Source organism: Nonomuraea sp. NPDC050536, assembly GCF_044457685.1.
Taxonomy (GTDB): Bacteria; Actinomycetota; Actinomycetes; order Streptosporangiales; family Streptosporangiaceae; genus Nonomuraea.
In genome coordinates this window covers 373,842-391,690 of record NZ_JBITHD010000001.1, presented here as the reverse complement: position 1 = coordinate 391,690, position 17,849 = coordinate 373,842, and the positions used below count along the sequence as shown (strand labels likewise).

Genomic DNA, 17,849 nt, shown 5'->3' with positions numbered 1-17,849 from the left:
ACAGCACAAGCCCGCGCGCGCGGCCACGTATCAGGGGCCGAACATGTGGCCGGCGTTCTTCAATGCGAGAAGGATCGCGTTGAGCTTCGCGACGACGTCACGGAAGTTGTCGTTGATCGTGTTCTGGCTGTAGCTGATCCCGACATCCACGACAGCGTCGTTCGCCGTCCCGGACGTGGCCGTCATCGAGGACACGTTCGAGGCCTTGTCGAATGGCTTGAGGCTGTAGACGGTGCCGTCGCTGTCTTTCCAGAAGGGTTCTTTCGAGTTGGCGAACAGATGCCCGCCGCTCGCCGGCGTAGGTGGTGCGGACCGGTTCGGCATCTGCCAGCCCGCCGACGCGGTCGTGAGCGCGGGCTGCTGCCGGAGCAACGCTTTCAGCTCCTCGACGTCATTGCGGAGCTGGCGGAGTTCTGCCAGCGCGTTGGCGGGGAATCGGTCAGCCACCGGGCACCTCCAGCCCTTCGAAGATGAGTTGTGCTTCTTCCTTGCCGGACTGGCGGGAGGTCGGGGTGATGCCGACGCCGATGATGCGCCGCACTCTGCTGTGGGGTAGGTGCCACTGGTTGTTGAAGAACAGCCGGGCTTTGTCGCCGAGCGAGTTCGGGGTGAACGTCGGTTGGCTGCCAAGCGCGACCGTGACCGAGTCGACGCGCAAAGCACCTGGCGCGGTGGCCGCCCAGTAGGCGGCGTAGTCCTCCAGCGTGGCCGGGACGATCACCGAGCTGTAGGTGAGCGTCCGGTCCAGGCGCGGCCACCCGGCCGCCAGGTGTGCATCTGCTTCGTGCGGGGTGGACATGAGCGGCACGTTCTCGGTCGAGGCGTCAGCCGCGGTGGACGGCAGTACGCCGCCGCGGGCCCGCCACCGGGTGGCGCCGCGCAGCGCGTCGGTTTCCTCCGACCATTCGAGGATGTCGCCGCCGCCCGGACTGTCGGAGAACACATGCTGCACCGTCGAGGCGCCCAAGGTCGGGTATCCCCACACCCAGTGGCGTTCCAGCCCGAGCGCTCCGGCGACGACGTTGATCGTCCACTCGAACCCGTTCTCCAGCTCACCCAACTCGGTGAGGCGCTGCCCATAGGTAGCCTCATCCGCCTTGTAGGAGTGGTCGCGCACCTGCCCCGACGTGCCGGATTGCAGGATCAGGTTGAGGCTGGCGTGCGGCTGGTCCTGCATGTGGGAGATGAGTGCGCGGGCGATGTCGATCTGGTCCTCGCCCACATAGTCCAGGTCTTCCTGGAGTTCGACGTGCAGCATGAAGGCGTCCATCGTCGACCCACGCAGCTGGATCTGCGGCACGGCTCGGCGCGACCTTTGGATCTGGGTGGCGGTGATCCAGTACTCACCCCATGGGACGCCGTCCCGGTAGATCTCGCACGTGACCACGCCAGGCCCGATGGTCAGGTCGGTGATGCCGCCCGTCCCCACCTGGTCACGCGGAATGACGCGGGCGACGCGTTTGGCGATGGTCGCGTTCGGGATCGGGATCGACGCGCTGAACGTGCCCGGCTGGCCGATCCTCTTGTCGAACCGCACCCCGGACAGTTCCACGTCGTCCAGGTAGGTGCCGTCCCAACGCCTCAGCACGTACCGGTACAGGCTGGTGCCGCGGCCGGGCGTGAGCGGCGGCGGAGGCTCCACACTGCCGCCCGTCGCGGACGCGATCGAGATGGTGACGCCAAGCCCGAACCTGGTAGCGGACGGGACGAACCCGAACCCTTTCTCCCCGGTCGCCGTCGAACTGGTGATGGTGCGGGAGGCCGCCGCGGACGTCATGAACCCGGACGGGGCGGTCGTCTGCCCGCGCAGCGCATACCCAGCAGGAGCCGACAGAGTCAACGTCCCGGGGAACGGGGACAGGCCCGCGGCGCGGATCTCCAGCGTCGACTCCGACGCCGGGATCAGCGACGGCGTCACCACCGTCTCGCCGGACCCGATCAGGAACGCCGCTTTCGGCGCCGTGGCGGTGTCGGCGTCCTTGACCGCGATCAGGTGCAGGGTGCCGTCGGAGTTGACCGGCTGGCCGAAGGTGTAGGTGGTGGGTTCGCCGCCGGTCGCTGTCTTGCGCAGCACCCGGCAGTTCAGATCTTCGGAGGTCTTGGAGCCGACGACGGACCAGCCGGACGCTGTCACCCCCGTGACGCCGATGTCGCCGAAGTAGACGGCTACCAGCACATCGCCGGATTGGACGCCGACCGGGCGGGCGATAACGATCGGATCGCTGTGGGCGGAGGCGACGGTGAAAGACCTGACCTGGGCGCCCACCGATCACCTCCAAGGTGTGTCAGCAGGCCGAAAGGGTCAGATCCACGCGTCGCGATAGAGGATCGTCGCGTTGTTTCCGCCGCCCGATGTGGCCGTGTAAGTGACCGGGTTCGAGCCCGGTTGCAGCGTGAAGTCGAACACCGGCGAACTGGTGCCGGTCAGGGTGGACATGACGCTGTCCCCGTCGACGGTGGCGTTGCCGTTGAACGCGTCGATCACCAGTTGCTGGCCTGTCGTCAGGGTCAACGCGAACGACAATGACCTGCCTGTGGCCGCGTTGGCGACCGTCGGGTTAGTGGCCGGGCCGTCCACACGGATCGTCGGATGCGTCGAGGCGTTCCCGGCGTTGCCGAGCGCCACCTGCACCCCGACCGGCAAAACCACACCCGTGCGCTGCACGTTGTAACGCCGCGGATCCGCGCAAGCGATCAACACCGTCACCGTGGGCAGGCCCACGTTGTAGTCGCCATCCATCGGCGGTGTCCGCCCGATCACCTGCCCGTAGGCGAGGTGCGGATCTCCGTAGCCGCGGATCACCAGCGGCAGCGGCGTGTCATCGTCAGGCAAGCCGGTAACCGCGTCGATCTGCGCCAGCAGGTCATCGATCAACGTCGGATCGGACGCCGAGTTCGGCTGCAACCTCAACGTCACGATCCGCTGCTGAGCGAGCTTCCTGCCGTCCCACGCGCCGTGCTGCGCCGGACGAGGGACGTTCAGGTTGTCGACCTGCGGCAGGTCCCGCCATCCCTCAACTGGGATCAGCACGTCAACATCGGTGCCTTCACCCCACAGGGTGAAGTTCCACTCCACCTGCCCCGGCTTGGTGATCTGCGCCCCGGGCACGACCGGCGTGGTGACCGTCAGGTCCGGCCATTCCGAGACGGTCTCGAAGACTGGCAGCGTGAGGTTCTGATCGAAGGCCAGCGTCAGCGCAGGCCATTCGGACGTCGTCTCGAAGATCGGCAGGAAGATGTTGGCGTTCGGCGTGGTGACCGTGATCGTCGGCCACTCGCTGATCGTTTCGAACGGGGCGAGCGTCTGATTCACCTGAAGGGTGAACCGGCCCTTCAGGACTCTCGGCCGGTTCGGGATGCCGCGGCCTGCACGAGCCACCCGCCACCTCCTCTACCAGTTGGCGGCGCGGTGGACGGCAGTCGTGCCGTAGACAGGGCGATGCACAACAGGCACCAGGATGGACGCGACCGCGACAGTGAACCCTTGCCGGAACTGCAGCGAGATCGTGGCCGTGAAGTTGAGGCTGCCGGTGGCCGCGTTCGACGTGAGCTGCTTGTAGGCGAGGCTGCCCGTCTGGTTTCCGCCCGTCACGTCGGCCACTTCCGTGTACCCCGCCGGGGACGTCCACGACGTCGCGGTGGCGTCCGGGTTACCCGACGCCCACCTCAACTCCAGGTCATCACTGCGGGTCGGTGTGATGCCCGGCGTCGGCACCGTCGTAGAGGCCGTGTCGTTGCCGGTCTGCGCCACCACCGGCGTCACCGCTGTGTCCGCGTCCATCACGCAGGCGATCGCGATACAGCCGTCACCGGAGGAGTTCTGCGTGAACGTGTAAGTGCTGGGTTCGGACGCTCCGGCGACCTTCCACCACACCTTGGTTTTGTTGTCGTAGCCGGTGCCGGCCTGGCGTGTGGCCAGCGACAGCCAGGTGGCGCCGCCCGTCGGAGTGCCCATGTCGGTCAGGGCGCCGTCGTCCACGCTGTGGAACGCGAGCAGAATGTCGCCCTGCAGCGTCCCAGACGGCTTGTTCGCGCTCGACGAGCCTGTCGACGGGGTAGCAGTCGAGACAGCCCGGACGGAAGCGGGCATCTAAAGCCGCTCCCACCACATCGTGGCCCGCACGCTCACAGACGCGGCAGCGGTGAACCGGAGGACGAACCCCTCGTTCGGGGCCGAATCAGGGGTGTCCCCGAGCGGCGAGTCATACAGCAGCGTGCCGCCGTTAGGCGTGAGCGGGACCTCGCCCAGCACCGTGATCGTGGTCGGCTCCGTCGTCCACGTCTTCGCCGCCGTCACGCCATGGCTGATCACCCTGCCGTACACCTGGGCGGGCGTCACCGAGGAACTATTAGTGCCGGGGGCGTTCGCGCCGAACGTGCAATAGCACAGCTCGCACACCACGGGCGCCTCGGTCGCGGCCACGCCGGTGAAGCCCCACCAGATCTTCTTCAGGTCGATGCCGAAGTCGCTTGCCCCGCGCACTCCGAGCACGCTCTTTGCCGTCGATGCAGTGAGAGCGACCGCGCCGCCCGTCACAATCGTGTATCCAGCCTTGGCCACTATCGGCCTCCTCACGTGCGAAAACCCCGCGCGCTGGCGGGGTCGAAGGTCGAAAAGTGGTCAGGCAGCAGCGCGGTTCAGATTGCGCCAGATGCCGTCCGTGTGGAAGGCGATCGAAAAGTCGCCGTCCTGTGCTTGGTACGTCTGGGTGAACCAGCGCAGCAGGACGGCCTTGTTCGACATGCCGGGGATGTAGACGAGCAGCCCGGCAGCCGAGATGGTGGCCGACGTCCACAGCAGGGTGGAGAACTTCCATCCGATCTTGTTGGCTGCGGTGCCGAGTTCGCCGAACCCGGTCACGGTCATGTTCAGGCCGCCCGAGCTGTAGCCCGGCCCGGATGCCTCGTTGGCGTTGTAGGGCGCGCTGCCGTAGGCGGGGTTGGTGGCGGAGAAGTCCGGCGTCAGCGCTGACTGGAAGAGTGCGCCCTTGTAGGTGCCAGACGTCGTGTTCGACAGGTCCAAAGCGATGGTGTTCGACAACGCCTTCACCATCGTGTCGTTGAACCACCCATCCTGGGTGATAGCCATGCGAGCGGCTCCTATCTGAGGTTGATGCGTACGTGCTGCCGCTCACGGCCATCCGACGTGGTCTCCTGGGAGACCTGGTGGCCCGCCTGGTCAGTGGTCGTCTTGTATCGGCCGCCTTCACGCGTGTGGCCCTCGTCGACCTGGTCGCGGGTGGCCCAGGTCCGCTCGCCGACCACCACGTCTGCCGTACGGCCCTGGCCTAGCGGTTCGCCGCCGCGCATCCACTCGCCGAACGTCTGATCGCTATTCGGATCCCATGGCATGGCGAAGCCCGCCTCCCATCCGTGTGTTGAAAGGCGGGCTCAGCCGCGACTGTTGAGGAACATGCCGGCCTGCGCGAACATCACCTGCGCGTCGGCGGTTTCCCGGACCGTTGTCCCGTTGAAGTTGACCGACTTGTTGATCACCGTGGGTGCCGCAGCCCCACCGCCGCCACTCCCGCCGCCCGGCGACCCGCCCGACATGCCCGGGTAGCTGCTGCCACCCATCACAGGAGCCGACACCCGCGAGGAGTTGACCAGCCCGCCAGTCTGCGGAGCCGACGCGGTGACGTAGCTGCCGTCGCTGCCGTACAGCGAGCCGACCCTGTCCGCTGAGACGACGATCGGCTTCTCGATTGCCGCCTTAGGCGGAGGCGGTACCGCCCGCTCGCCCTGGCTGGCCCTGCCCGTGCCCTTACTCGAGCTCGTCGACCCGGCCTTGCCCTTGGACTTCGTCGAGGAAGAGCGCGGCGACGGAACCGCCTGTTCACCCTGAGAGCCACGTCCTGACCCGGACGTGGCGCTATTAGCAGCGACCACCGCATTCGCCAGATCTGAGACGGAGCCGGACAGGTCGTCGATCGACGTCGACACCGTGTCTGACATCGAGGTGACCGTCTGGCCGAGCTCGTTGCTGCCCTCAACCCAGCCCGCCGTCATGGCCTTGCCTACGTCGCCGACGTTCGCGACCACCTGTGTGAGGCTGCCCGACTGGCCGAGCGTCTGCGTCAGCGCGGACGTGGCCGACGTCAAGCCACTGGCCACGCCGTACCGCGTCTGATCGAGCACGGAGGTCACCTTGTCGACCTTTAGCGCTGCCTGCGGCGAGTACACCTCGAGTCCAAAGTCGGCCGCGACCTGGCCGAGCAACTGGATCGCCCTCGGCCTGAACTGCTGCTCATACGGGATAAACGCCTCTGTCGCGCCGGTGCCGCTGCTGCCTTCGCCGTACAGGACCGTCGGCTTCGACACCAGCGCAGGAGGCTGAGGACGCAGGCCGCCCGCAGCGTAGGCGGTGATCCCGCCTGCCGCATACCGGTCGATCGCGCCGGCTGCCCGGTTGCGCTGCTCGCTCGTCCGGTTGTTCTGGGTGATCCGCTGCTCGATCGTGAGAGTGACTGTCTTGTCCTTCACCGACGCGAGCGCCGCCTTGGCCAACTCGACTTGCGCCTTGAGTTGGGATATCTCCGCGTTCAGCCTGGACTTGCGCTCCTTGGTGAGGTCCGGGTCCTTCAGCTCCTTCTTGGCGTCGGCTAGCCGGGACTGGAGGGCCGCGATGTCCGTGGTGATCGACGACCGGTATTCCTTGATCAGCGCCGGGTCGCCGAGCTGACGCAGCGCCTCGCCCTTCGCCTGGAGGAGCTTCGTGATCTCGGACGTGATCTGCGAACGCCGTTCCTTGGTCAGGTTCGGGTCGTCGAGCAGCGTCATCGCCTTGTCGAGCTTCTGCTGAATGTCGGCGATGTCGGCCTTCAGCTTCAGCGACCGCGACGTCTCGTCCGCCTTGTTCTTGAGCTCGGTCAGCTTGTCGATCCCGGCGTTCGCGCCGGCGACGATCCGCTTGCCGAGCTCCTCCGCGCCGGGCACGTTCTGCATCGCCTGGCCGATGTTGCGGACCACCTCCAGGACCCGGATACCGATGCCGGTGATCGCGTTCGTCACCCCGGACATGCCCGCAGCGATGGTGGCACCAGCCCGCAGCGTCGCCGTAACCATCGTGCCGAAGAACGCGACCACCTTCGACAACCCGTTGATCGCCAGCGGGATAGCCGCCAGCAGGCCGTTCAAGACGGCGCCGATCGCGGTCCGGTTCTCACTGATCGTCCGCCCCAGCTCCGAAAAGGCGCTCCCAAGCTCCTTCAAGAAGCCCTTGATGTCGATCTGCCCGACGATGTCGCTGAACCCGCCCATCAGCGACGGGATCGAGTCACCCAGGTCCTTCAGCCCGCGGCCCAGGTCACGTACGAACTGCTCCAGTGGGACACGGGCCAGGCTGAACCCGCGCTCCAGGTTCGGCGCCACATCCTTGCCGACGTCGCGGGCCGTCGAGCGCACCTGATCCAGCACGGACAGCAGCGGCCGGCTCGACTGCGCCATCTCTCGCATCAGGTCCACGCCCAGGACGCGGAACTGCTCCTTCAGCTTCTCCGCTTCCCGGTTCGCCTCCTCCACACGCTTCTGGTGGGCTTTCGACCAGCTCTTGTCCACCTTCTCGACGAAGAACAAGCTTTGGACGCCGAGCGTGGTCAAGCCTGCGCCGATGCTGGTCACCATCGACGCCGCTGTCACGCTGCCGATCGCGGGACCGATCGCCACCGCCGCGGCGGCCAGTCCGGTCAGCATGGCGGGTCCAGCGGTCTTCGAAAGGCTTTCAGCGAACGACTCGCCCGCCGTGGCGCCGAAGTCCGCAAGCTTAGGCAGCGCCGACTTGGTGTCGACATCCACCTTGGCCTTCGCGGTCTGGCCGTCAATCTTGCTCAGCTCGGCGTCGATCGCCTTCAGTTCGGCCATCGCCAGCTTCACATCAGCCCGCACCAGCGGGTCGGCCTCCATGTGGCCCAGCTCTTCGAGCGCCTTCGCCACCTCAGCCGTGCGCGCCAAAGCCTCCTCGGCGCTGATGTCGATGCCGATCCGCTTCGACGACAGCGACTCCAGCTCCTTGCGTAGCTGCGCCATCCGAATGTCGGCCGCGGAGGAGTCCGCATCGATCTTGATTTTCGGGAGTCGCTTCGACGCCGCCTCGAGCCGCCTGCGCATCTCATCCGCGCTGCCGCCAGTCTCCAGAAGCTGCCTGGATAGGCCCTCGGTGCTGCGCTTGGCCTGCCCCATCCCTGCGACGTAGTCGGAGACTTTGGCTCGCAACGCGACCGAAACACTGCGATCCGCCATCGGGCCCCCCGCCAGTCAGGTCACGAAATGGGTCGAATGGGGCTGGTGAGCCATTGGAACGTGTCATCATCGCGCAAGGTCGGGGGCCATCGGCAACAGGAAGGGAATCCCCCATGCTCAAAGTTCAGCTTGCCACGCTTGGATGCGCTGGCGCTCTGGCCGCTGGCTGTAGCGGCTCCGGCGCTCCACAGTCAGCCCAGACCGCCACGGTCACGGTGACCGCAGAACCCACCGTTGCCACGGAGAAGCAGCCCGCACTGATAAAGATCGGCAGTCAGCACCCGTTTAATGACAGCGACAGCACCGGGACCATGACCGTCCTGAAATTCCGGCAGCCGTTCCCATCGCGCTTCCCGCCCGACCGCGCCGGCTACGAGTTCGCGGGCATCGAGATCCGCCAATGCTTCAAGACCATCAGCGCCAAGGAGGGAATTTCGGTCGGCTGGGAACCCTGGAGTCTCACCTACAAGAACGGCACGATCGTGGACCCGCCGAGTTCATGGTCTGCCGACCACTTCTCTGTACCGCTCTACCCGCGCGACCGACCTGTGCGTGCAGGGCAATGCGTTCGCGGATGGATCCCGTACGAGGTTCCCAAGGGCAAGAAACCGTCCACTGTCGCGTACACGCTGCCCGCCTCGGATACACAAGCTGCCATGCAGGTGGAATGGACTGTCCGCTAAGACGTCTGCTCGATCTGCCAGATCTTCGCCTGAGGGCGTAGTGAGCCCTTCTTGTCGGCTTCTTCCTGCGCCTCGATCCGGGCGTCGCAGGCGTAGCATCGCCGCGGCGTCGGAACATGGTAGGTGTGGGCTGGCCCGCCATCTTGCATGGCGGTCGTCTCTACGAGGTCCATCTTGCAGCCTGGGCATTTGCCTGCCAGCCAGCGCCTATAGGCCGCTGCCCAGGCGTAGTCCTCTTCCAGCCATTCGGCATCCCACACCGTTTCGATCTGGGTGATCTCGCCCGTGTCAGCATCCCTGTGAATGGTGGTGACGGCTCTCTGTTGCCGCCCCAGCAGTTTCGACCTGGGTACGCCCCAGGCCGCGGCTACTTCGAGTTCCTCTTGGAGCCCTGGAGCACTGCGGAGGCGGTGAACGAGTTTGGGATATCAAGCCCCAGGATGTTGACGGCGCTCGCCGCCTGGTACAGGGCGCTGTACTGCGCGGTGGTGAGGATGTCGACGAGTTCGCCGGCCTCCGCCTCGGTCATCGGGTGGGAGACGCAGCAGGCGGCGATCAGCGCCACCCCGTAGGTCTCCCAGTTGACGTCCACGTTCGGGCTCTGCTCGAGCTGCTCCTCGGTGGGCGGATGCCTGGCCACCAGATCTGAGTGCTCGCGCCTGGTGAGGCCGCGGAACTTGAACACTTCGGAGTGCTCGCGCATCTCGGCCTGCAGCGCCTGGATACGGCGCGCGATCTCGGCAGCCTCAGCGCTGCCGCCTGCCAGCGTGCCGGACGAGGGCTGATCACGCGCCGCCGCCAACTCCCGCTCGAGGTCTTCGAACTCGGCCTGAAGGTCTCCTGCGAGGCACAGGCTGACGGTCTTCTCTGGCCGCCTGACCTTGGCCTTGAGGTCGTCGACTGCGCTCACGCGGCCACCGTCACCTCTCGCAGGTACGGCCCGCTGGGGAAGAGCTTGGTCTGCGCGCGGTCGTAGCTTTCGGCCTCAGGCGCGATCTCCGAGGGCTCGCCGCAGGTCACGGTGTAGATGGCCACCTTCTGTCCTGCCGCGTACGCCGTGGCGTAGGAGATGCCGCGCCGGACCACGAAGTAGCCCGGGGTGCCGTTCGTCATGACGGACCACATGCGGTCATAGAGCGAGGTGTCGTCCCTGAAGAATTCGAGATCGATCTTGGCCTGGGTGCGGCCGGGACCGGTGAAGGTCTGGATCGAGGCGAGGGTGTCGCCCTTCACCTCGCCCTGGTCGATACTGATCTTCAGGCCGGACGCAGTGATCACCGTCTCACACGCAACGATGCCGACCGCGGTCAGCTCGGCAACCGTGGGCGCCGAAAGTACGGCCACGGTCGGTACGAACGTGGCCTTGGTGTTCCCGTCGCTCAAACGCTTCATTTTCGGCCTACTCCTTCACTTCACGGGCAGGCCGAGCGGCGGCCTTGCTGGTCTTGGTGTCGCCGGACTCCTCCGGCTGGGACTCGGCGAGCTCGGGCTCCTCGCCGGGGTCTGGAATGTGTTCGACGACTTCCACGAGGTGCTTCCAGAACGGGAGGGCCGTCTCGTCGATCTCGAACTCGCGGCAGGCGCGGTCACGCACCTTCAGGCGGGCCATCAGTACTACTTCCGGAGGATCGCGACGGACACGGTCGTGGTCGGCGAGAACGCGAGCGGGATCCGCCCGTCGGCCGGATCGACGTGGTCGGGCAGCATCGGGATCATCAGGTCGCTGGTGGCGCCGACCGTGTACGTCTTGACGGGCTTGGCGGCGCCGTACGCGGTGTTGCCGACCGGGGTGATCGTCCCGGTCGTGGACGCGCCGGCACCGTTCTTGATGTGGATGAAGCCGCCTTCGACGTACAGGAGCCGGTCTCCGCCGCCGGCGACGTTCGTGTACGACGGGGTCAGCCCGGCAGCGGTGATCGCCTGCGAGGTATCGATGTTGGCCATGCGGACTCTCCTCGGGGCATGCCAAAGGGCCCGCACACGCTGAGTGCCGGGCTGGATCAGATGGAAGAGGTCAGGTCAGTCGGAGCGGCTGAGCCATTGCGAGGTAGCCAGCCAAGTGGCGACAGAGGTGTCGTCGCGGCGCACCGGCTGCGAAGCCTCTTGGATGGCGGGCCACACCCGGCGTCCCGCCACCGTGGGGACGCCGGTCAGCAGGACGCCGGCGACCTTGTCGTGCGCCCACGCCGCCTGATCCGGGCTGCCGCCGACCGCGGTCAGCTGGTAGCGCAGGTCGGTGGGCGCGTTGTTGAGCACGTCACGCTCGAATGAGCTCTTGATCCCCGCGTCCGGGTAGAACACGACGTACGGCATGGCCGCGTCTGGCGGGGCTTGAGCCCAGTAGATCGCCAGCGTGATCGGGACGCCCGAGCGGACCATCGCCAGCAGCCCGTTGACGAGCGCCAGGGAAGGCAGCGTCACAGCAACTCCCTGACCATCTCGTCCAGGTCCTTGATGAACTTGGGCTCCTGCTTGATCACGGCCCGCGCGCCGTCCCAGTGGGGCGGCTGATTCCGCGAGCCGTATTCGAACCCGGGCCCCATCCCGCCCTGCGGCAGCCCGGACTCGGGTCCGACCTCCCAAAGGACTTCCTCGGCCGTCGGGATCTGCTCCGTGGTGATCGCCTTCGGGTAGTGCTTGCCGTGACGCCTCGCAGTCTCCGTGGCGTTCTCACGCCACTGATCCCGCAGCTGTTCCGCGTGCTTCTTCACGATGGGGTAGGTCTTGCGTGCTGCCTCGTGCTCGGCGTTGTCCAGGTAGCGGACGATGTCGAGGAGTTCGCTGGCGTCGAGATCGAACGACATCAGCCCTCCTTGTCCTCGACAAGCAGCCGCCTAGCGGTTGCCGTACCGGCGAGGCTGATGCCGATCACCTCGAGGTTGCGCCCCACCAGCCAGGAATCATCCGAGACGGTCACCCGCAACCGATCCTCGCGTTTCACCTGCCCAGAGGCGTCCCAGGGCAGCACAGCCACGTACTGGCCCAGCGTCACCTCACGTTCGCCCCACTCCGTCTCCGAGGAGGAGCGGGGCTTCACACGGCATCTGCCGGTGTAGATCGTGGTCCACGGCTGCACGAGCTGGCCCGTGTCGTTGTCGAGCACCGGGTCGCCGTCCTTGCGCTCTACCGTGCAGGTGTCCCGCATGAGCTGGAGCGCCGCGGTACGGCCGGCGGCCAGGACGCTTTCGACGCTCACGCCTGCATCACCGAGAACGCCCCGGTCCGATAGGTGCGCAAGGCGTCCTTGTGATCTCGGGTCATGGAGGCGCCGCCGACTGTCTCGGTGGCGAACGTCCGCGAGTAGTCGTCGATCGACTCCGAGCGGAGCCCGTCCACGTTGGTGACGTTGACGCTAGCCAGTTCCAGCACTACATCCACGATGTCGTCCGGGATCACCTGGTAGCCGTGGCTGTAGGTGAGGCGGACGCGGGGCGCCCACACGCCCAGGACGCGGCTCCATGGCCAGCCGGTGACGCGGGTCCGCACGTAGAAGGGGTGGCCGCGGGTGAGCTGGTTGCCGATCCGGAGGTAGTCGGAGCCTTCGACCATGGGCAGGTCTGGGGCGCCGAAGTCGCCCAGTTCGACCACGGTCAGCGGGTGCGTCTGGTCGACGACCAGTGGCCGCTGCGGCACGTTGAGGACGCGGTCCCCGCCAGGCATGTCGATCGTGTCGTCAGCGACGAACGACAGGGTTTGCCGGGTGTAGGCGCGCACCCGGGCCGATGCCCGCCGGATGGCCACCTCAGCTTGGGCTCCAGGGAGCGTCCGGCCGAGGTATGCCTCGAGGTCAGCGGTTGTGGCGAGCGGAGGCAGGGACATGATTGCCTCCGCTCACGTGTTGATGATCTCGTCCAGGCGGGCCAGGAGCGTGCTGCGGGGCTTGCCTCGTGCAGCCTCAGCTTCGGCGGCCTGCCGTGCCCGTTCGGGGTCGTCGCCGACCCAGGCCAGGACCTGTTTGGCGGTCCCCTCGATATTCAGGACCTCGCCCTGCTCGCCTTCCGGGTCGGTCTGTTCCGGCTCGCTGCCAGTGCCCGGGTCGGACGCGGCGGTGAGAGGGCGCACCGGGGCGTCCTGCGCCACGAGCTGATCGGCGAGCGCCCCGTCGATCTCCTGTCCCTGCTTGAAGCTGAAGCACACCATGCCCAGATAGGTCGTGAAGTCTGCCGTAGCGACGACCGTCATTGTGATTTCCCTCCGGGACAGGACGGGCCCATCGCGGGCCCGTCCTCACGGCCTATCAGGCGACGTGCTCGACGATGACGCCGCGCTTGAACAGGGCGGCGTCTCCGGTGAGGCTGTCGGACGGGACGCCGTAGTCGCCGACCCAGCTCCACGAGGTGGCCAGAACCTGCTGGAGGCGGTCCTGCGGCGGCCGGACGATCAGGGCGACGTCTACACCCGCCGCAGCGTTGATCATGGAGATCTCGGGCACGTCCTCGACGCCGGTCCCTGCGATGAGGGAACCCATGTTCTCGAACGGGGCCGCCACCAGGGCGTTGCCGCCGATCACGATGGGCCGGTGCACGTTCAGCGTGCCCGCAGAGCCGCCCAGCAGGGTCGGCGTCTCGTTGTTGCGGACCCAGTCGATGCCGCCGAACCGTCCGATCGACAGGTCGCGGAAGATCGGCGAGTCGACTCGGCCCTGCAGCGCCTGCTTGAAGTCGCTGTCGTCGAACAGCTGCGCCTCGGTGTCCGGGTCGATGTGGGCGACGTAGTAGCCGCTCAGGGTCGGCACGTTCATCTTGCGCAACCTTGCGACCGCGGCGCGGAAGAGCTTGAACGTGGCGCCGTCGTTGGAGGCGGCCAGGTCGAACGCCGACATCTTGGCGTTCGGCCGGACGCTGAACGGCGCGTTCGCCGCGACCACCCAGTCGCCCACGACATCGGCTCGGGCGGTGCCGAGCGTCAGGGTCTTGGTGGAGGTGTTGACGCCGGTCACCGTGTTGGTGGTGCCGGTGCCGGAACCGGCCGCGCCAATCGTCACGGTCAGCGGGTTGGCGCCAGAAACGGGGGTGGGGACGCCGTTGACCAGCACCGTCTCGAAGCCGTCCGTGGACTGCACCACGATGCTCGTGTCCGACCCTGCCGCAGCCGTGGCCCAGGTGCGGCCACCCGCGTACGCCTTGTACAGCTTGTTGCGGGAGACCTGGTTGATCGACTGGCCAGCATTGACGCCGAGCGTCTGCACGTCGGCCACGTACTTGCTGGCCAGCGCCATCGCCGAGTACAGCATGTTCGTGTCGACGGAGTTGCCGAACTGGTCCATGGTGACGGACCACTGCTCGATGCCGTACGTCGCGGCGGACACGTCCGAGCCGGTGATCGCAGTGGTCGCGGGAGCGAGCAGGCCCTTGCGGGTGAAGGTCTTGGTGTCGCCGACGTTGGCCATCCACGGCTCGACGTCAGCGATCATCGGGAACAGGAACTCGGGGATCAGCGCCTCGCGGAACACCCTGTCGAGCAGGCCGTTCTGCAGCATCGCCATGATTCCGGCGGGCACGTGTGACCGCACGTCATGGCGGCCGAGGTCGAACCAGGCCCGCGGGCGGGCGGTCTGCGTGGTCATGGATTACTCCTGTGTGATTTCGATGGACACGAGGTCCGGATGCTGCGCGGCCACCTGTTCGAGGCCGAGCAGAGCGGTTTGGGCGATAGCCGACACGGCAGCGCACACGCGGCCGTCCAAGACGTGGCCCTCGTGTCCGTCGACCTCGATGGAGGTATGTCCGTCGCCCAGCCGGGCGCGGATGCGGATCACCAGCGGGGCCGTACGCCCAGCTTCTGCAGCTCGGCGTCCAGGGTGGCCTTGTCGGCGGTGCGGAAGTCGAGCGGCCCGGGCTCCTTGCGGGATCCCTGCGATGGGTCAGGCTTGGGTTTGGGCTTCTTGGCCTGCTCCTCCGTCACCGGCGCCGACTTGCGCAGGTGCGGCTTGCGCTCGAGCAGCGCCTCCAGGTCGGCTTTGATCGACTCGACGTCAACCTCGCCGTCCTCGCCCGCGTAGTCGGCGAGCTTGAGGAAGGCGTGTGCGTCCTCGGGGTCGGCGAACTGGCCGGCGGCCATCGCCTTAACTTCGGCCTGCACTGCTCGAGCAAGAGCGGCCTGGACGCGGGCCTCTGCCGCTTCGGCGCGCTTGTCGGCCTGATCGGCGCGCTGGGTGAGCTTCTCGGTCTCGGACTTGTCCTTGTCCTCGAACTCGGCCAGCCTTTTCGCCTGCTCAGCTGCCTGCTTTCGCTGGTCAGCCAGGGCCTTCTTCAGGTCGGATGCTTCCTTCTTGGCCCGGTTGCGTTCGGCCCGGGTTTCGGCGAGCGCCTTCTTGCCCGCTTCGCCGAGGCCGTCGTCGGACTTCGCGTCCACTTCGGTATCGGCCTCATCGGCGGTGTCGGCGTCGTCGGTTTCCGTGGCGTCGGTGTCGCTGCTCTGCTCGGACGTCGCGTCCTCGTCGTGCCGCTGCAGGTCGAACCACGGGTTGTACATGGTGGACGTCGCGTCCATCGGGGTGGGTGCCATCGCGGCATGCCCTCTCATCGTGATTTGAGGGCACGCGGGAATGCGCACCCCGGGATCCTCGCGTCTGTGCGCGAGGAAGCTTCAGAGGATGTATCCGTGCCGTCTGAGCTGCTCGATCGCGGCAGCCCGGTCATCGGCGTTGTCTCGGATGATCTGCTCCGACGTCGGCCTGGCCTCACGTGGGCTGCGTTTGCGCCCGCGGATGCCGGTCCGGGTGAACTCGCGCTCCCCCGCGACGTAGACACCACGGCGGGCATTCACCACCCGGCCGATGTCCGCGCCGGCACGGATAGCCTCGGCCGCGGCCATGCCGAATGCCGCGTCCTGCTGCTCTCGGGTCAGCCCACGAAACACCTGCTGCGGCGTCTCGCCCGGCAGATCGCCCGTCCCGTCGTGGACGACCGCAAGGTGGTAGCAGTCGCAGCGGTCGTGCCGGGCGAAGCCCTCCGACCAGGGGTAGGTCTTGCCCGCCAGGACGATGCACCGGCTACACGAGGGCAGCCGCATCATACGGATGTAGGTGGTGAACCGCCGGTTCGCGGTGATCCCGGCGCCGACCGCGGCGCGGCCAGCGTCAGGGATCTCGGTAGCGATGATCCGGGTCAGCGACGCCAGACCGGAGCGCAGCGCCTCCTGATCGTCGGCGCCGCGTGCCACCAGGCCTGCCGTACGGAGTGCGGGCTGCATCAAGAGCGTCGCCAGGTCCCGGCCATCTGCTCCGCGTCCCGCGAACCCGAACGGGTCGACCTGCGCCCGCAACGGCCCGCTGGCGCCCTGCTCCTTCGCGACCAGCCGCAGGTACGGCATGGCCAGCCGCGCCGCCCTCAATTGGCCGCCGGTCAGCAGGTCCACGATCTGAGCGAGCAGATCCATCCACTGCTTGATCACACTGGCCGCCGCCAACTCGCCCCACAAGCTCTGCGCCTGCTCGGCGGTAGCGCGAACGATCTGCTGCTGGGCCACGTAGTGGGCGTCAGCCACCTGCTGCAGCGCCACCGTTCACCCCTGCCGGCTGGAGGTCGGGAGGCTGTGGTCCGACAGGCTCAGGAGGCGGCTTCGGGCCAGTCAACGCGGCCAGATCGCCCGCCATAACCCGCTCGAACGCCGACTCGGCAGCTTTGGTGTCCTCTTCCTGCATGCGGTCAATCTGCGCCTGGGTGTAACCGAGGTCCTCACGCGTCTGCCGCAACGGCACGATCTTGCTGGTGTACAGCTTCATCGCCGCGTCCGCCTTCTGCGCAACGGTCGGGGTAGAAGCGTCGCGCCACAGCGTCTCCAGACTCCTGGCGTCATCCGGCACCTCACCGTCGCGGATCAGCAACGCCAGGCGCATGACCTTCTCCCAGGAGCCGCCCCAAGCGCGCTGCTTGCGTTCGGCGCGCTTGACCAGCCGGGACTCGTCGGAGCGGATCGCGTCAGCGGAGGCAGGGTTGTCGGTGGCGTGGCCGAGGAACCTGGACGGCAGACCCGCAAGCGAGGCGACCATCATCGCCAGCAGCCGCAGCGTCTCGTGGAAGTTGTTCAGCGACGCCTCGGGGAACTGGCCGAGCTCGACCCCGTCATCTTTCTTGTTCTTGGCGATCGCCCAGATCCGGCCCGCGATCCGCTTCAACGCCGAGACGGGGCGGCCTTGCTCGTCCTCGAAGTCCTCCGGCCCGACGCCGATCGCGTACCGGCGCGGGATGGCGTGGAACTCGGCCGAGATCATCATGTCCGTGGCGATCTTGCAGGCGGCATCCGAGATCGGGATCACCGGCTTGAGCTCCGACACACCACCAGGCCGCTTCAACCGAGGCCGGTTCACGATCGGGACAACGCACACCTGTCCCAGGCCGTGATCGTCGCGAGGGTTGTCCGGGTCCTCGACCCAGTTGCTCTTCTCGTCCTTCACGAACCAGACAGTCGAGCTCGGCAGATAGAGGGTGGCGTGATCGATCTTGCGATCGTCGTCCTCCTCCACCCACCGCTTCACCGCCGCAGCAACCGCACGCGTACGCGGGTCATACTCGGCGTGCACCTCGAGCGGCGACTCCACCGTGATGATCGGCGTCTCAGCGTCGTCCTCGTTCGCGCCGACGATCACATAGCTGCGCTTCATCACCAGCGCGTCCACGTGCGCCTGCTGCGACTGCTCGTCCAGGTCGTTGGCCTGCCAGATCCGCCACAACCCGGCATCCGCGTCGGCCTGCTTACCGAACCGGAACCCCTCGACGTCGAGGCGCTCCTCCACGGAGTCCACGACCAGACGCGGCCACTCGATGACGACCTGCCGGACACGCTCATCCAGCTCCTGGATCAGCTCCGGCGCCATGTACGACAGGGCCTGCTCGCCCTCGTAGTACTCATCCAGCCTGCGGAGCTCCTTCAGCTCCTTGTCATGGCACTTGACGAGGTGCTTCAGCCACTCCATCTCCGAGCGGG

24 protein-coding genes are annotated in these 17,849 nt (G+C 67.0%); 1 reads left to right on the top strand and 23 read right to left on the bottom strand.

Translation table 11 applies throughout. From position 1 onward, the window contains the following. Positions 1 to 30: 30 nt before the first annotated feature. The 8 genes from ACIBHX_RS02105 to ACIBHX_RS02070 form a co-directional block, all read right to left on the bottom strand. Complete coding sequence (locus ACIBHX_RS02105) at positions 31 to 447, bottom strand: hypothetical protein (protein ID WP_397063361.1); 417 nt, start codon at positions 445 to 447, stop codon at positions 31 to 33. Then, positions 440 to 2,266, bottom strand: a complete 1,827-nt coding sequence (locus ACIBHX_RS02100; RefSeq protein WP_397063359.1) for a hypothetical protein — start codon at positions 2,264 to 2,266, stop codon at positions 440 to 442. The genes ACIBHX_RS02105 and ACIBHX_RS02100 overlap by 8 nt, the downstream gene beginning before the upstream one ends. A 36-nt stretch (positions 2,267 to 2,302) precedes the next feature. Next, positions 2,303 to 3,379: a phage distal tail protein gene (locus tag ACIBHX_RS02095; protein ID WP_397063357.1), complete on the bottom strand. Its 1,077-nt coding sequence runs from the start codon at positions 3,377 to 3,379 to the stop codon at positions 2,303 to 2,305. Between the two features lie 12 nt (positions 3,380 to 3,391). Beyond that, positions 3,392 to 4,090: a hypothetical protein gene (locus ACIBHX_RS02090; RefSeq protein ID WP_397063355.1), complete on the bottom strand. Its 699-nt coding sequence runs from the start codon at positions 4,088 to 4,090 to the stop codon at positions 3,392 to 3,394. Continuing rightward, positions 4,091 to 4,483: a hypothetical protein gene (locus ACIBHX_RS02085; RefSeq protein WP_397063354.1), complete on the bottom strand. Its 393-nt coding sequence runs from the start codon at positions 4,481 to 4,483 to the stop codon at positions 4,091 to 4,093. It abuts the gene before it with no gap. A gap of 138 nt (positions 4,484 to 4,621) precedes the next feature. Continuing rightward, positions 4,622 to 5,089, bottom strand: coding sequence for a hypothetical protein (locus ACIBHX_RS02080; protein ID WP_397063352.1), 468 nt, complete (start codon positions 5,087 to 5,089; stop codon positions 4,622 to 4,624). Positions 5,090 to 5,100: 11 nt separating this feature from the next. Next, entirely contained in the window at positions 5,101 to 5,352 is a 252-nt protein-coding gene (locus tag ACIBHX_RS02075) for a hypothetical protein (RefSeq protein WP_397063351.1), read from the bottom strand. A gap of 39 nt (positions 5,353 to 5,391) precedes the next feature. Beyond that, a complete protein-coding gene (locus ACIBHX_RS02070; protein WP_397063350.1) occupies positions 5,392 to 8,238 on the bottom strand; it encodes a coiled-coil domain-containing protein in 2,847 nt (948 codons plus the stop codon). A 113-nt stretch (positions 8,239 to 8,351) separates the two neighbouring features. On the opposite strand from ACIBHX_RS02070, the gene ACIBHX_RS02065 reads away from it, so the two are divergent. Then, positions 8,352 to 8,921, top strand: a complete 570-nt coding sequence (locus tag ACIBHX_RS02065; protein ID WP_397063348.1) for a hypothetical protein — start codon at positions 8,352 to 8,354, stop codon at positions 8,919 to 8,921. On the opposite strand, the gene ACIBHX_RS02060 is transcribed toward ACIBHX_RS02065, so the two are convergent. The 15 genes from ACIBHX_RS02060 to ACIBHX_RS01990 form a co-directional block, all read right to left on the bottom strand. Then, positions 8,918 to 9,181 carry a hypothetical protein gene (locus tag ACIBHX_RS02060; RefSeq protein ID WP_397063346.1) on the bottom strand — a complete coding sequence of 88 codons (264 nt, stop codon included), beginning with the start codon at positions 9,179 to 9,181 and terminating at the stop codon, positions 8,918 to 8,920. The two genes, ACIBHX_RS02065 and ACIBHX_RS02060, sit on opposite strands and share 4 nt — an antisense overlap. A gap of 107 nt (positions 9,182 to 9,288) precedes the next feature. Beyond that, the gene (locus ACIBHX_RS02055) at positions 9,289 to 9,831 is read right to left on the bottom strand and encodes a hypothetical protein (protein WP_397063345.1); all 543 of its coding nucleotides are present in this window, start codon (positions 9,829 to 9,831) and stop codon (positions 9,289 to 9,291) included. Then, positions 9,828 to 10,313 (bottom strand): hypothetical protein, encoded by a 486-nt coding sequence (locus ACIBHX_RS02050; RefSeq protein WP_397063343.1) that lies wholly within the window; start codon positions 10,311 to 10,313, stop codon positions 9,828 to 9,830. The genes ACIBHX_RS02055 and ACIBHX_RS02050 overlap by 4 nt, the downstream gene beginning before the upstream one ends. Positions 10,314 to 10,320: 7 nt before the next feature. Further along, positions 10,321 to 10,530: a hypothetical protein gene (locus ACIBHX_RS02045; RefSeq protein WP_397063341.1), complete on the bottom strand. Its 210-nt coding sequence runs from the start codon at positions 10,528 to 10,530 to the stop codon at positions 10,321 to 10,323. A gap of 5 nt (positions 10,531 to 10,535) precedes the next feature. Next, positions 10,536 to 10,865 carry a hypothetical protein gene (locus tag ACIBHX_RS02040; RefSeq protein WP_397063339.1) on the bottom strand — a complete coding sequence of 110 codons (330 nt, stop codon included), beginning with the start codon at positions 10,863 to 10,865 and terminating at the stop codon, positions 10,536 to 10,538. A 75-nt stretch (positions 10,866 to 10,940) separates the two neighbouring features. Then, positions 10,941 to 11,342 carry a hypothetical protein gene (locus ACIBHX_RS02035; RefSeq protein ID WP_397063337.1) on the bottom strand — a complete coding sequence of 134 codons (402 nt, stop codon included), beginning with the start codon at positions 11,340 to 11,342 and terminating at the stop codon, positions 10,941 to 10,943. Beyond that, complete coding sequence (locus ACIBHX_RS02030) at positions 11,339 to 11,725, bottom strand: hypothetical protein (protein ID WP_397063335.1); 387 nt, start codon at positions 11,723 to 11,725, stop codon at positions 11,339 to 11,341. The genes ACIBHX_RS02035 and ACIBHX_RS02030 overlap by 4 nt, the downstream gene beginning before the upstream one ends. Further along, positions 11,725 to 12,117, bottom strand: a complete 393-nt coding sequence (locus ACIBHX_RS02025; RefSeq protein WP_397063333.1) for a DUF6093 family protein — start codon at positions 12,115 to 12,117, stop codon at positions 11,725 to 11,727. The genes ACIBHX_RS02030 and ACIBHX_RS02025 overlap by 1 nt, the downstream gene beginning before the upstream one ends. Then, positions 12,114 to 12,740 carry a hypothetical protein gene (locus ACIBHX_RS02020; protein WP_397063332.1) on the bottom strand — a complete coding sequence of 209 codons (627 nt, stop codon included), beginning with the start codon at positions 12,738 to 12,740 and terminating at the stop codon, positions 12,114 to 12,116. Before ACIBHX_RS02020 ends, ACIBHX_RS02025 begins: the two co-directional genes overlap by 4 nt. A gap of 12 nt (positions 12,741 to 12,752) precedes the next feature. Further along, positions 12,753 to 13,103 carry a hypothetical protein gene (locus ACIBHX_RS02015; RefSeq protein WP_397063330.1) on the bottom strand — a complete coding sequence of 117 codons (351 nt, stop codon included), beginning with the start codon at positions 13,101 to 13,103 and terminating at the stop codon, positions 12,753 to 12,755. Between the two features lie 55 nt (positions 13,104 to 13,158). After that, positions 13,159 to 14,487, bottom strand: a complete 1,329-nt coding sequence (locus ACIBHX_RS02010; RefSeq protein WP_397063328.1) for a hypothetical protein — start codon at positions 14,485 to 14,487, stop codon at positions 13,159 to 13,161. A gap of 3 nt (positions 14,488 to 14,490) precedes the next feature. Beyond that, entirely contained in the window at positions 14,491 to 14,679 is a 189-nt protein-coding gene (locus tag ACIBHX_RS02005) for a ribosomal-processing cysteine protease Prp (RefSeq protein WP_397063326.1), read from the bottom strand. Then, positions 14,676 to 15,428: a hypothetical protein gene (locus tag ACIBHX_RS02000; RefSeq protein ID WP_397063324.1), complete on the bottom strand. Its 753-nt coding sequence runs from the start codon at positions 15,426 to 15,428 to the stop codon at positions 14,676 to 14,678. The genes ACIBHX_RS02005 and ACIBHX_RS02000 overlap by 4 nt, the downstream gene beginning before the upstream one ends. Positions 15,429 to 15,509: 81 nt before the next feature. Then, complete coding sequence (locus ACIBHX_RS01995; RefSeq protein ID WP_397063322.1) at positions 15,510 to 16,424, bottom strand: hypothetical protein; 915 nt, start codon at positions 16,422 to 16,424, stop codon at positions 15,510 to 15,512. Continuing rightward, positions 16,402 to 17,838: a phage portal protein gene (locus tag ACIBHX_RS01990; RefSeq protein WP_397064998.1), complete on the bottom strand. Its 1,437-nt coding sequence runs from the start codon at positions 17,836 to 17,838 to the stop codon at positions 16,402 to 16,404. Before ACIBHX_RS01990 ends, ACIBHX_RS01995 begins: the two co-directional genes overlap by 23 nt. Between the last annotated feature and the right edge of the window lie 11 nt (positions 17,839 to 17,849).